This is a genomic window from Sulfuriroseicoccus oceanibius, assembly GCF_010681825.2.
GTDB lineage: Bacteria > Verrucomicrobiota > Verrucomicrobiia > Verrucomicrobiales > SLCJ01 > Sulfuriroseicoccus > Sulfuriroseicoccus oceanibius.
This window is the reverse complement of the sequence record NZ_CP066776.1, coordinates 2198584-2212569: the sequence shown is the minus strand read 5'-3', so window position 1 is coordinate 2212569 and position 13986 is coordinate 2198584. Positions and strand designations below refer to the sequence as shown.

Annotated in this window: 12 protein-coding genes; 2 read left to right on the top strand and 10 right to left on the bottom strand. The window is 56.5% G+C overall.

Annotation, left to right across the window (positions count from 1 at the left end; genetic code table 11):
* The first annotated feature begins 79 nt into the window (after window positions 1-79).
* On the top strand, window positions 80-628 hold the full coding sequence (locus G3M56_RS08880; protein ID WP_164363414.1) for a hypothetical protein: 549 nt from the start codon (window positions 80-82) through the stop codon (window positions 626-628).
* A gap of 153 nt (window positions 629-781) precedes the next feature.
* On the opposite strand, the gene htpG is transcribed toward G3M56_RS08880, so the two are convergent.
* From htpG to rpmE, 10 genes are all read right to left on the bottom strand, one after another.
* Window positions 782-2635, bottom strand: coding sequence for a molecular chaperone HtpG (gene htpG / locus G3M56_RS08875; protein ID WP_164363415.1), 1854 nt, complete (start codon window positions 2633-2635; stop codon window positions 782-784).
* Window positions 2636-2969: 334 nt separating this feature from the next.
* Window positions 2970-5108, bottom strand: coding sequence for a tetratricopeptide repeat protein (locus G3M56_RS08870; protein WP_235203336.1), 2139 nt, complete (start codon window positions 5106-5108; stop codon window positions 2970-2972).
* Window positions 5108-5719, bottom strand: coding sequence for a PDZ domain-containing protein (locus G3M56_RS08865; RefSeq protein ID WP_235203335.1), 612 nt, complete (start codon window positions 5717-5719; stop codon window positions 5108-5110). The genes G3M56_RS08870 and G3M56_RS08865 overlap by 1 nt, the downstream gene beginning before the upstream one ends.
* Window positions 5710-7209 carry an SEL1-like repeat protein gene (locus tag G3M56_RS08860; RefSeq protein WP_164363418.1) on the bottom strand — a complete coding sequence of 500 codons (1500 nt, stop codon included), beginning with the start codon at window positions 7207-7209 and terminating at the stop codon, window positions 5710-5712. The genes G3M56_RS08865 and G3M56_RS08860 overlap by 10 nt, the downstream gene beginning before the upstream one ends.
* Before the next feature lie 134 nt (window positions 7210-7343).
* Entirely contained in the window at window positions 7344-8093 is a 750-nt protein-coding gene (locus G3M56_RS08855; protein WP_164363419.1) for a hypothetical protein, read from the bottom strand.
* Window positions 8094-8477: 384 nt separating this feature from the next.
* A complete protein-coding gene (locus tag G3M56_RS08850; protein ID WP_164363420.1) occupies window positions 8478-8825 on the bottom strand; it encodes a hypothetical protein in 348 nt (115 codons plus the stop codon).
* A 118-nt stretch (window positions 8826-8943) separates the two neighbouring features.
* On the bottom strand, window positions 8944-10212 hold the full coding sequence (murA, locus tag G3M56_RS08845) for a UDP-N-acetylglucosamine 1-carboxyvinyltransferase (protein ID WP_164363421.1): 1269 nt from the start codon (window positions 10210-10212) through the stop codon (window positions 8944-8946).
* A 124-nt stretch (window positions 10213-10336) separates the two neighbouring features.
* Window positions 10337-11206: a peptide chain release factor N(5)-glutamine methyltransferase gene (gene prmC / locus G3M56_RS08840; RefSeq protein ID WP_164363422.1), complete on the bottom strand. Its 870-nt coding sequence runs from the start codon at window positions 11204-11206 to the stop codon at window positions 10337-10339.
* A gap of 24 nt (window positions 11207-11230) precedes the next feature.
* A complete protein-coding gene (gene prfA, locus G3M56_RS08835; RefSeq protein ID WP_164363424.1) occupies window positions 11231-12310 on the bottom strand; it encodes a peptide chain release factor 1 in 1080 nt (359 codons plus the stop codon).
* Between the two features lie 148 nt (window positions 12311-12458).
* On the bottom strand, window positions 12459-12695 hold the full coding sequence (rpmE, locus tag G3M56_RS08830; RefSeq protein WP_164363425.1) for a 50S ribosomal protein L31: 237 nt from the start codon (window positions 12693-12695) through the stop codon (window positions 12459-12461).
* A 263-nt stretch (window positions 12696-12958) separates the two neighbouring features.
* On the opposite strand from rpmE, the gene G3M56_RS08825 reads away from it, so the two are divergent.
* The gene (locus G3M56_RS08825; protein WP_164363427.1) at window positions 12959-13909 is read left to right on the top strand and encodes a DUF6263 family protein; all 951 of its coding nucleotides are present in this window, start codon (window positions 12959-12961) and stop codon (window positions 13907-13909) included.
* Window positions 13910-13986 lie beyond the last annotated feature (77 nt).

Here is a 13986-nt window from a genome sequence, read left to right as displayed (position 1 = left end):
GATTGCCGGTTTTGATGGAGTCGGTTCACCCGTCTCCGTGGCAACCGGATTACGGCGGCAATCTATGCGCTTCACGCTCATGAATCAAGCGTCGATACACGTCCTCCACTACATGCTTCTCCGTCACATCACCCGCATTACCGCCAGTGCCGCGCTCATCCTGATCGCTGCGTCCTGCTCGTCCACCGGATCCCGCCCGAGCGGGCCGCCAACCGTGGTTGCCCACAAGGAGGCCGCTCGCGCCCTCGAAGGAAAGCGACCGATGGCCCTGCAGTGGATCAGTTGGGATCACTTCGGCGTTGCCGAGGTCCGGAACATTAACAAAACCTATTGGATCAGCGGACGTCAGCAGTCCCGTATCAACGGAGACTTTCTGAAAATCAACGGGCGCATTAGCCAGATTGACGCCACTGGGTTCACCTTCGTCGGCGACATCACGACCAAGGTCTATCACATCAACGACGGGAAACCGTTCACCCGCAGCGGCCCACAACGTTTCCTCGCCAACACACGTCGCGGATACTGGCGCCTCGCCAATATGAACAATCCTTTCGGAGTCACCGACTACGTCGATATCTTCTTCAATATCAACACCGCCCGTCAACGTCCCGCCGACGCGGTGCTCTAGCGTCCGCTCAGGGCGCTATTTGCCCCGTCCGCTTCCCTGACGGCATTGAGCGATCACGGAAGATCGTGCCACTCGACCACAAAAAATCCGCCCGCCCCGTGAGGAATCACGGCGCGGGCGGATTGATAATCGTTCACACGATAGCCGGTCGGCTTAGTCGAGTGCGGCTTCCATGATCTTCAGGCCGCGCTCCACCAGGGCGCGCTGGTCTTCGAGCAAGCCAGCAGAGAGCAGGGACTGGTCGAGCAGTTGCTCACCGAGGAGCTTGGCGAGCTCTGGCTTCGCATCGCGTGCCGCGTTGAGCTTCTTGACCAGATCGTGTCGAGGGTTGAGCTCGAGCTCAACCTTGCCGCCCTCTGGAGCATCCTGCCCCATGGCTTTGAACATCTGGCGCATTTGCGGACTGATTTCATCCTGCGGACTCATGGCCGCGGCTGGACTATTGACGAGACGCTTTCCTCCGCGCACTTCGGTCACCTTGTCGCCAAGAGTCTCCTTGAGCCACTCGCTGAGCGACTTCAAATCCTCATCACTCAAAGCTTCGCGTTCGTCGGCCGTGGTCGGATCGATGTCATCAACCTTCGCATCGGCGCGTGCGACGGAAACCAGCTTCTTGCCGTCGAACTCGGTGAGCTGGTTGAGCACGTACTCGTCGATCGGCTCGTAGAAGTAGAGCACCTCGACACCCCGTGCTTTGAAACCTTCCACATATGGGCCAGCCTCGATCACATCACGAGATGTGCCATTCTGGTAGTAAATCTCCTCCTGCCCGTCCTTCATGCGGGTAACGTAGTCCGCCAACGAGGTGAGCTCGCCAGCATCGTGCATCGACGACTCGGCGCGCAGCAGTTTGGCCAACGCATCCTTATGGGTGTAATCGGTGACCAGACCTTCCTTGATGAAGCGGGAGAAGCGCTCGTAGAACTCTTTGTACTTCGCCGCGTCCTTGGTCGACTCTTTGTCGAGATGCTTGAGGAAGCGCTTGGTCACCACGTCGCCGATCTTCTTAACCAGCGCGCTGTCCTGCATGCTCTCACGCGAAATGTTCAGCGGCAGGTCCGCCGAATCGATCACACCGCGCAGGAAACGCAACCAGTCTGGAAGCAAGCCTTCCGGCTTTTCGTCGATCAACACCCGGCGGCAGTAAAGCGCCACGCCTGGCTCGGTCTGACCGAAGCCCATGCGCTCCATGTTGTCGTCCGGAGCAAAGACGAGCGCATTCAGAGCCAATGGGGCATCAGCGGAGAAGTGCATGCGGTAACGAGGCTCGTCGAACGCATTGGCGGCAAACTTGTAGAACTCGTTGTACTGCTCATCGGTGATCTCCGACTTGTTCTTGAGCCACAGTGCCTCCACTTCGTTAACACGGGTGCCGTTCACCAGAATCGGGAACTGCACAAAGTTCGAGTAGCGCTTGAGGATCCCCTTCACGCGCTCTTCTTTGGCGAACTCTTTGTGCTCTTCCTTGAGCTTGATCACCAGTTTGCAGCCGCGGTTTTGCTCGTCGACTTCTTCGATCGAGTAACCGGTCACACCGTCGCTCTTCCACACCAGGTTCTGCTCGCCCTGACGCCACGAGTGCGTGAACACCTCGACGGACTCAGCCGCCATGAAGACGGAGTAGAAGCCCACACCAAAACGGCCGATCAACGCGCTGGCGTCGTTGCCTTGGTCTTTTGCAGCTTCGAGGAACGCCTTGGTGCCAGAGTGTGCGATGGTGCCGAGGTTCTCCACGAGCTCCTCGTGAGTCATCCCGATACCATAGTCTTGAATGGTCAGTGTGCCGGCATCTTCGTCGGTGGTGATGTCCACCTTGAGCTCAGCCTTCGGGTCAAAGATGTCTTTTTCAGTCGCCTGAACGTGCTGAAGTTTCTCCATCGAGTCCGACGCATTGCTCACCAATTCACGGATGAAGATCTCACGATCGGTGTAGAGCGAGTGGACCACGATGTCCAACAACTGGCGGACTTCCGCCTGGAATGCTTGAGGATGGGATTCAGTAGTCATGAGGCTATATCGGTAGCCATCAGAGCCCGCAGGTCAACTAGTCATCCAGCGAATTGAACCCCTCATAAATGGAGGGAATCGGAGACTCCTCGTCCCCTAGGGGCCATAAACGGATCAACCTCTAATCAGGAACGCCATACATTTATTTTTACGCGATGCGCGTGCCTCTAAAAGCACTCAAAAACCGGCGGTAAAGCATCCCCAACGAGGCAAAATCACCCGATCAGTGATGTAACCTGAGCTCGCACCTTTGGAAATCCCTCGGGGATATCGCCTCAAATAGGGAAAAGACCGGCAACACCCACCGAGAAGCCCAAGGCGCTTTCGCTGATTATCAACGAACTGCGATCGCTTTTGACTCGATCCTCATGAAAACCGCATCGCCAAGTGTACTTGGCAGGTCTTGCCCGAACTCAAGGTAGGTCGTGCACAAAAACAACGCGGAATCCACAACATCCTCGGATCGCTTCATCAACCAAATCCCAGCCTCCTGCGCCACGTCCGGACGTCCCTGCTCCAGTGCCGATTTCACCAACGAGCGCAACATGAACTCGTAACTAAACACACGCTCCGCACCAAACATGCGGTACCAATTGACCACCTCATCGAAACGCCCCGCGCTCAGAAGGTCGGGCGCCACGTTCAGGAACCAACGGCAAAAGACCTCCTGATTGGGCATTTCGTACATGGCGCGCAGCCACAAAGCGCGTTCCGTCTCGCTGCCGACAGCCAGTGTCGCTTCGTTCAATGCGTTCATCGCACGCAGTGCTGACAGGTTCTCATCCGCCTTCTGCAACGCCCCCTGCTCTACTTCGACCAGCGCTTTCTCTAAATACCCCCGGGCCTCCTCAGGCTGGTCATGTTTCTGGTAGGCCGTCGCCAAGCGAGCCCACAAGTCCACACGGTCGCAGATGTTTGGAAGCCGCTCGGTGAGCGCATCAATGTGATCCAACGCGCCCTCCTCCAGCAGCTGATCCGCACAGCGAATCACCGCAGTCGATCGGAAGCGGGGAGCCACAGCTTCGAGAGTCTGGTCCACGAGGTCGAGACGATCGAGCGCCACGAAACCGTGCACCACCCCACTCGCATAGACCGCACGCGGCGAATCCTTGCCAATCAGATCGAGGCATCTGGAATAGACGCCTAACGCCTCATCGCTCTCACCGGCCTCAATCAATGCCTCACCGAAGGCCACTGTGTGCCCGAACGCATCGATGTTACTGGAGAAGTGCTTGAGGAAGCCGCTCGCTTTACCGGTTTTCCCAGCCGCTACGTAATGTTCGACCACGGCATCCACCACTTTGGTCTCAATGATCCCACTGTAGACGCTATCGGCGGTGACAATGGTATAGATTTCATCGCTCAGTTTGGCGGCTTTTGCTGCCATTCCTGCGTCGCCGTAGGCCTCGGCCATGTCGTGGCGTAAGCTCAGCGCATTTTCAAATCCCAGAGGCTCGGTTCCTGTGCCCGATGGAGCCAAGGCATGCGCCTTCTCTAGTAATTTCACCGCCTTTTCGTTTTCCCCGCGCTTGATGTACCCCTCTGCCGCCAAAACAAGCGCGACCGCCTTTTCGTAAGAAGCCTCAATGCGCTCGGCAATCGTCACCACGTCGTTCGGGTTCTTGGACTGCGCTACAATTTTAGCAATCTGATGCAAAGTACCATCCGAAACATCGGGGACCTGCCCTAACACATACGACACCGGAGGTGCCATCCGCTCTTGTTCATGCGCCTTCACGCAGGCTTCAATCACGTAAGTCACCGCGACATCACGCGTCGCGTCGTCGCCAATCCGACTCAAGTTCGTGAGAGCAAAGACGAAGTAGCCGCTGTCCGCTGCATCGCACAGGACCGAGCGCGCCAGCGCATCGCGCAGTGGCACGCTTTCCGCCACCAACGCACACTCCAAGGCCTTGGCAAACACACGAACTGCCGGACTCACTTCATCGTCATCTTCAAACTCCATCAATCCCCCAAGATCGCTCAATACATCGATCGTGCGCCGAATGGAACCAATGTCGCTCACCCAGGCTTGAAGTTGATCCTCCCTCCCCGACTCCAACAGGAAGCCGATCAGTAGACGACGCGCATAGCGATCGTTCGAGTCCAACACTGCGGACTGCCACAGACGCTGACAGCAACCATCCGCCTCAGCTCGCAACCCGAAGCGATCGCAAAGCCGCGCCAAATTCACCAAGGGCGCGGTTTTTTCCAGATACCCGGAACGCTGTGCCGAGGCGCGCACCACACGTTCAATCTGCGCAAACTCGGATTTTTCCTCATCTGCGACCACAGGGCGCGGCGCTACTACCGATGGCTCAGGCGATACCACAGCAGGCGACTCGCGATCCGCAGATGCCTCCGCTTGCGGGGCCGCGTCAGGCGCCTCCGAACAACCCGCAGCCATCAGTGATATCAGCAAACATGCTGCCGTTGCTTGTTTTCCTCTCGCAGGGGATTCCGAGTGCCTCATTACTGGTCAAAGTTAATCTTCAAAAGTGTTTCATCGCCGCGTGGCGTTGTGTTGAGCCGCTCCGTCCCGCCCTCGACCTGACGTCGAACTGACAGATACATCGGGCGATCCTGCGGCCACATTGCTGCCATGGTCAGAAAACGAAGAGGGGCGACATCCCCCTTCAGTGGCAGGTCGTTTACCAATTCGATGACATCGCCTACACGGATGCCATTGTTTTCCGCCAGTGAACCAATTTGCACCTCCGCTACCAGTGGAGTGTAAACTAATTCATCGCCGTGGAGCTCGACCCACCACCGTAGCTTGAGGCCGAGACGATGTTCCCCGGCGTCCGGCGACCAGGCACCATCAAAGCGCTGCAAAAGCTGCGCTGCCGATTGCGCAAGCGCGGCATCGTCGCCGAGTTTCAGGTCGATCAGACGTAGCTTCAGAGCATCGAGATCGCGTACCACAGCCAATGCAAATGCCTCGCGCTGCTCGACAGATGGATCCTCCACGTTCACCACGCCCCGCACAATCTGCTGAACGTCGGAGCTCTCGCTCGCGTGCCCGAGTGCGAGAAGGCAAGCCCCGCAAACAACCATACTAAAACACTTCATCCTTAATCCCATTTTTCGTCCTCTCTTAAAGGTTTCGCTGAAACAAACTTTGCGTTCGGAGGCAAATCTCCGACCTCTTTTAACAACTCAAATGCCGGACGCCGGAACTCGTCGCTGCGTGGAAACCCACGCTTCAGCAAGTCCTCGACCTGTTTCTTCTCCTCGGCACTTAGCTTCGCGCCTTCGTCTTTAATCCACTGGCGCAGCTTAGTCTCACATCCCCCATGACCGCGTCGGTTGATCGTCGCCCGCGCCAACGCCACACCGCGGACACGGTCAAGAAAGCGATCGTTGATCCCGCCCTTGAAATAACACCACGCCAACGTGCACTCGCAATCGTGACTCTCTGCGCTCCCATAAATCAAATGCGCAATTCCGCGCTTCTTGTTAAGCTCCACCGGATGATAGCGGTGCCATCCGTGCACATACATCAAACAGTAGCCAAGGTTGCGATGTCCCTCAGGATCGCCCCGATTAATCATGCGCTTCATCAACTGAGTCGCATAATCACGCCGCGGTGACTTGGGGATATGAAGATCGTACAACTTCTGAGCAATGTTCCCAGTGTAGTAAGAGTCCACAAACCCAGCGCGACATGCACGTTCCCAAAGATCGTCACCACTCTCCTCACTCGTGATGAATAGAACTTCACGAGAGCGGTCATCGAGTCGGCTGTAAGGTCTGGAGGAAACCACAGCCAAATTGCGCAGAGCTTCCTTTTGCCCCGCAGTGCCGGCATTCAAAGCCAATAAGGATCCGTACCGATGCCCACCCGCATTAATCCGAGTCCAGGCCACTTGGTTCACTGAAACAATGTGACCAAGCATTGCGGCATCCCACATCCGCACGCCCATACGATCCTTCACGCCCAGCTTGATTCCACCTGGGTAGTACCGAGTGCTGTAAGCATCAGCATAAAGCGAGCACAGCGCATCATTGACATCTCCGGTTCTGCCGAAGCTTTCCATCCACCTGTCGGTGGTACACGCAGGACTAAAGAACGATGAAGTGGAATCATCCTGGACGCTGGCAAGCAGTGTTTCTCGCAACCGCGCATACTCGGGAACCCTGGTCATTGCTATTTCGTAGACTTGGTCAAAATCCCGCATCACGCCGCGACCTTTGCTAAACAAGAACCCGACCCATCCAGCTGCATAACCACAGCCTTGATCCATGGTTTCATTGAGAACACGCGCCGAGAACTCATAATCGATCTCAACAGCGATTCCATTTTGATAGCACATCCCCACCAGGCTTCGACCAAACAGCGAACCTCTCTCAGCGGCCTCCTTGGCACGTGAGTAGATCAACTGCTCGTCGTACGCAATGCCAAGCAACACCTTGCTCGAGCAATACGCCCATTCCGCCAGTGCATCCGGATCACCCTCGGCCACACCAGCAAACAAGCGTTCACGCTCCCAGCGCTTGCCATTCCACGCGCCGTCATGCGCCATCGCATGACTACACAGCAGCGCAATCACCCCATAAAGAAACCATTTCATAGCAAATATAAGCCGCAGTTAGGCGACTCGAGATCACATCAGAGATAATCCACCCAGAACCGTCAATGACAATCTGTTACACAAGGTGACGCGCACAAATCGACAACGAAACCACACGCCACGCGCGAACGCCTTTACCGATCCCACATCTCGTCCTCTGCCAGTGGCTTTGCTGATACAAATTTCGCGTTAGGGGGCAAGTCGCCGACCTTTTTCAGCAACTCAAATGCCGGTCGCCGAAACTCATCACTACGAGGATACCCGCGCTTAAGCAAATCCTCGACCTCCTGCTTTTGCTCGGCACTTAACATTTGATCAAATTTCTTGATCCACCTTGCTAACACCTCTCGATCTTTACCATGCCCCTTTCGATTCACCGTCGCCCGGGTTAGTGCCATTGCACGAACAAGATCAAAACAACGATCGTCTATGCCGCCTCGAAAAAAATACCATGCCAAGAGGTACTCGCAGTAAGGCGAGGTCGCGGAATCATAGATTAAGTGTGCAATGCCACGTTCTTTGTCGAGTTCGACCGGGTTGTGCTGATGAAAGCAATGAACATACAAAAGGCAATACCCAAACTCACCGTGGCCGTCTCCATCGTCACGATTGATTGCCTGCCGCAACAACTGTGCAGCATATTCACGCCTCGGTGAAACGGGCTTCCGAGTGTCGTACCAATCACGAGCCACCCTTGCCATCGCGTTAGTGCCACTTGCCCTCCTGAACGCTCGCCCCCAAAGCGCATCGACATCGCTGTTTCTCGTCACGAACCAACTCCACGAGCTCGGATCCCTTGACCCGGCTTCTGCCAGTGCGGTCATTGCATATCCTTGCCCAGCCATTCCTGAACTGAGAGTGAGCAGTTCGAAATACCTTTTCATCCCAGGATCACCACCAACCTCCATAACCTCCTTAATGCTTCTCCACTGCCCTAGAACCGCCCCCTCAGCAACCCGAACTCGGGCTCGTTGTAACACATGCTTGTCTAGCTCCCCACTCCAATAACGGCCAACCCTCCGCCCAGCGTAAGAGAGACAGGCAGCGTCATTAATGTCCCCGTCTCTGCTAAAACTTTCCAACCAACAGTCCGTCGTTTGCAGAAGACTGAAGAACTGCGAGCTACGTTTATGATGAATGGAGGAGAGCACAGCCCGTCTCAGCCTCGCTTCCGGCCCCACGTCCAACATGATCACCTCGTGTGCCATCTCAGGATCTGACATGCACCCCTGGCCATGGGAGTAGGCCAATGCAAGCCGGGCAGCACCTTAAGCGCACCCCTGCGATGCGGCATCACTTAGAACCTCAAACGCGAAATCATAGTCACAATCAACCGCAATTCCATCGTAATAACAGACCCCTACGAGACTTCTCCCAAACAAAGATCCCTTGTCCGCAGCCTCCTTGGCTCGTGAGTAGATCAACTGGTCGTCGAAGGCAATGCCGAGTAGCACCTTCCTCGAGCAATACGCCCATTCCGCCAACGCATCCGGATCACCAGCGGCAACACCGGCAAACAAGCGCTCGCGCTCCCAGCGCTTGCCATTCCACGCCCCGTCATGCGCCATCGCATGACTGCACAGCAGTGCAATCAATCCATAGAGAAGAACTTTCATAGCGACTCCAGGCTGCAGTTAGGCAGCCCGAAGTCGCATCAGAAAAGATCTATACTAACGAGTCAATTGCAATCCGCAGCAAGGATCACATTGTGCGGAATGCTCACACGTTCAGGATCTAAACCCGAACGCGATGAATCTGCGCGCCAAGCGTCTGCAGCTTTTCATCGATGTGTTCGTAGCCGCGGTCGATATGGTACACACGGTTGATCTCGGTTTCTCCGTCTGCAGCCAACGCTGCCAGCACCAGTGCCGCCGAGGCACGCAAGTCAGACGCCATCACCGGCGCCGCACTCAAACCATCGGCACCGACGCCTTTGATCACCACGTTGCCATTCCCCTTCTTGAAATCGCCGCCCATGCGCGCCATCTCGGCAATGTGCATGAAGCGCTCGGGAAAGATGGTGTCCGTCACCACCGAGAGCCCCGGAGTAATCGCAAACAACGCACTCATCTGCGCCTGCATGTCGGTTGGGAAGCCCGGGTATGGCGCAGTGGTAATATCCGCTCCGGTACCATTCGGGTTGCGCGTCACGGTGATGCGCTCGCCATCGACTTCCACTCCGTGCCCGCATTCACGCAGCACATCAATCACAGCCCCCAGGTGCTCGGCATTGGCACGGTTCACCGTGACCTTGCCTCCAGCCAACGCGCCCGCAACCATATAAGTCCCCGCCTCAATCCGGTCGGGAATCACAGTGTGCTCTGCACCGTGGAGTTTCTCCACACCTTCGATTACAATTGTCGTCGTGCCGGCACCCTCAATCTTGGCACCCATTTTGTTGAGGAAATCGGCCAGATCCGCCACTTCCGGCTCGGCTGCAGCGCCTTCGATCACGGTCGTTCCCTTGGCGAGCACTGCCGCCATCATCAGGTTGTCGGTGCCCAGAACGGTTGGGCCGTGCTTGCCGCGCAGGTTAACCCGGTCGCCTACCAAACCCTCGCTTGCATCGATCAACATGTTGCCACCCTCGACCTCGACCTTCGCTCCAATTCCCTTCAAACCGCGCAAGTGCAAGTCCACCGGACGGTCGCCGATAACACACCCGCCTGGTAGCGACACCGAAGCCTGACCGAGGCGCGCAACCAACGGTCCCATCACGCAGATCGACGCACGCATTCGGCGCACCAAATCGTACGGAGCATTCGGGTGGATCTTCTCAGCCTCGACTCGGACAATCCCGCTCGAGCGCTCCACGTGCGCGCCCAGGTTCTGCAAAATCTGCACCATGTAGTTCGCGTCGGACACGTCAGGCACCCGGCGGATGATGCATGGCTCATCGGTTAGGAGTGTTGCCGCCAGAATTGGAAGCGAGGAATTCTTCGATCCGCTCACATTCACCGTGCCATTCAATTCACTTCCGCCGCGTACAAAAAATTTATCCATAGTCGAAATACTGGGGAGTGCGTGAGTTCCTATCAGCAGGCAACCATCACGCGAAAAAATAAAGAGAGAGTAGATTAGTAAAATACAAGATCGCCCCTATTGGCAATCAGATCCGCCCAGAGATTCACTCTGACATGCGAGCGTAGACAAACCTGGCGATCCCCGCCATATCCTCTTCAGCTCGCACATCGAGGTAACCTTGCGATTCAGCAAATGCTACGACCGACTCGGTCTGACCGATACCCAATTCGAGGCCGATCCAGCCGCCTGCCACGAGATGCTTGCGGGCATCAGTTAGCAATCGACGCACAAGATCCAATCCGTCGTCACCACCATCAAGCGCCATCTTCGGGTCGAACTGAACTTCCGCATCCAACCCAGGAATCTCGCCGGATGGAATGTAAGGCAAATTCGCCAGAATTACGTGATACGGAGCGTGCTCCGCCACCACCGCACCGGATACCAAGTCGGACTCACCGATAATCACACGCTCACCGTCGAGTTCGTGTCGCGCGTAGTTCTCCGCCGCCAGCGATCGCGCATCAATGGACAGGTCGACCATCACCGAGCGCTCCAAGCGGTCACCGAGCTCAAGCGCCATGGTCAAGCCGATCACACCGCTCCCGGTTCCCACATCCAGCACACGCAACGGACCATCAAACCCACGTGCCAGCTTCAGTCCCTCTTCTACCAACTCCTCCGTTTCAGGTCGTGCAACGAGACCGCGGGCATCGCTGGCGAACTCATATCCAAGAAAGTCCACCGTCCCCAGCACGTGCTGGAGTGGCTCACGCTTGCCCCGACGCTTCAGCATCTCACGCAATGGCGCCAACTCGGCCTCGCCGAGCGGACGGTCGAACATCATATAGAGGTCCAACCGTTTGCACTCCAGCACGGAGGCCAGCATGTGCTCCATCGACAACCGCGCCTCGGGCACATCGCGCGCCTCAAGGTACTGTGTGCCGGATTGAATTGTCTCGAGAACTGACTTCACAGGGTCACCCGAAGTGGTTGGAATTTACGCGTTCGCCTCAAGTTCCTCGAGTCGATCCGCAATCTCCGCGGCCTGAAGGTTCTCAGTCAGTTCGTTGATCTGCCCTTCCAGCACCTGATCCAGGTTGTACACGGTCAAGCCGATACGGTGATCGGTGATCCGGTTCTGCGGGAAATTGTAGGTACGGATCTTCTCCTCGCGGCCGCCGCTACCGATCAAGTTACGACGTTTCTCGGAGTATTCCGCTGCCTGCTCTTGCTGCTGACGCTCGAGCAATTTGGAGCGCAGAATCATCAATGCCTTCTCTTTGTTCTTGGTCTGGCTGCGGCCGTCTTCACAACGCACCATCACACCGGTCGGCAAGTGGAAGACCTGCACTGCGGATTCGGTTCGGTTCACGTGCTGACCACCAGCACCACCCGCACGACAGACCTCAATTCGCAGGTCTTCCGGCTTGAGTTGAACGTCCACGTCCTCCGCCTCAGGCATCACTGCCACAGTTGCGGTGGATGTGTGGATTCGTCCCTGCGTCTCCGTGTTCGGCACGCGCTGCACACGGTGCACGCCGCTCTCGTATTTCAGGTAGCGGAACACTTCCTCGCCGGAAATCTTCACAGTCACTTCCTTGAAGCCACCCACATCCGACGGCGCGCTCTCCAGCGTCTCGAATTTCCAGCCACGGGTTTCCGCATGACGCTGGTACATCCGCAACAAGTCCCCCGCGAAAAGCGACGCCTCGTCACCACCGGTACCGGCACGGATCTCGAAAATCGCGTCGCGATCTTCGGTCGGGTCGCGCGGCAACAGCGAGTACTGAATGTTCGACTCCAGTTGCTCCAGGCGCTTTTCAAGCTCAGGAATCTCCATCTCCGCCATCTCGACGATTTCCGGGTCATCTTCGCTCAGTAGCTCACGGTTCTCCGCGATCTGCTTCTGCACCTCGGTCTGCTCGTCCCACATGCTCAGCAACTCCTTGATTCGCGTGTGCTCGCGGGTCATTTCGGTTGCCTTGCGCTGATCATCGAAGAAATCAGGCTCACCCATGGCGGCCTCGAGTTCAGACAAGCGGGATCGGCGTTTTTCAACTAGTGGAGCAAAATCCATGGGAATCTACAGGGTCAGACAAATTGAAGGCTCGGTGGAACATAGCAGCCTGCTCCACCAGGGGGAAACAAGAATGGCGGCGCGGGAATCAGATCCCGCGCCGCCATTGAATCTGGCAATACGGCGCATGGCCGCAATGCAAAAGGAATTATTTTGCGGAAAGCTTCGGCTTCGAGCGGCGGAGCGAAGATGCACCGTAACGCTTGGCGAACTTGTCCACGCGGCCTGCGGTGTCCACAAGACGCTGCTCACCGGTGTAGAACGGGTGGCATGCGGCGCAGATGCCGATCTTGATGTCTTTCGAGGTCGAGCGGGTGTTGTAAACCGCACCGCACGAGCAGGTGATGGTCGTATCGACGTAGTTTGGGTGAATGTTCTCTTTCATGGTTCTCTCCGTGGTAAAAGCTTCTGATCCCTTCACCTTCGCGTGAACTGCGACAGATTCAACCATCAGCACACCAGGCATACGGGAGCGCGAACTTAGGCGACCGATGCGGTGTTCGCAAACGGAATTTTCCCGAACAAGCGTGAATCCGTGCATTTTAGTTCAGGTTGGTTAATGAAATACTCCACCTCAGCGCTGCGGATCTTTCCAATTTGCCATCTTCATTCTTGTCCGATGGCACGGTCATCGATTAACAACATCGCATGAAATCGACCACCTCGCTAGCCACCGCGCTGGCGCTCACACTGACCGCTCCGGCCGTCGTCGCCACCCCGCAGATCAACAAGGATCACGAGCCCATCGAACTGGAGCTCAAATACCAATCCGGCAAGACCTACACCATGCTCTCCAGCATGCGCTCAAACACGAGCGTCCCAATGGGCGAACAGGTCATGGACCAGCGCATGACCATGGACATGACCACGCAGATGAAGGTCTCTGATGTCGATGATTCGAAGAACCAGCAGTTGGAGACCTCGTTCACCCGCGTCGCCATGCGTACAGAGGTCATGGGCACCGTCATCGAGTTCGATAGCGATGTTCCGGACGAAGCCAACCCTATGTTCGCCCCTATGCTCAAAATGGTGAACAAGCCGTTCACCGTGGTCGTGGACGAAAACCACGAAGTTGTCGAAGTCACGGGGCTTGATGAAATGCTCAAGGACATGGGGGCCATGGGCACCACAGTCATCAACAAGGACACCATGAACCAAGTCAACGGCTTTGATGTGAGCGGTCTGCTCCCAGGCAAGCCTGTGAAAGCCGGCGACACTTGGGACTTCGAACAGGCAATGCCAGGCGGGGCCATGGGCCAGGGCACAATCAACGGAACCTACAAGCTCGAAGGCACCACCGAACTCGACGGCATTCCGTGCGCGGTGATCTCGTTCGTCGGGACCATGGACATGGATCTCGGAGAGGCAATGAAAGAAGCCGCCGCGGAGGTTCCCGAAGCCGCGGCCGCGCTCGCCGATATGAAGATTGAAGTTTCTCTTTTCGAGGGTGCCATCGTCTGGGACATGAAGAACGACTACCCGAAGAGCTACGAAATGGACATGAAGATGAACACCACAATCCCGAACCCTATGGGTGAAGGCCCACCAATGATCATCCCATCGACCACCTCACAGTCAGTGACTACCGAGATCAAATAGTAGTTCAGACAAAGCTCAGCTCATCGATTGGCGGTGCGCTTTTCAAGGGACGCGAATCAAACGCGCACCTTGGGGAG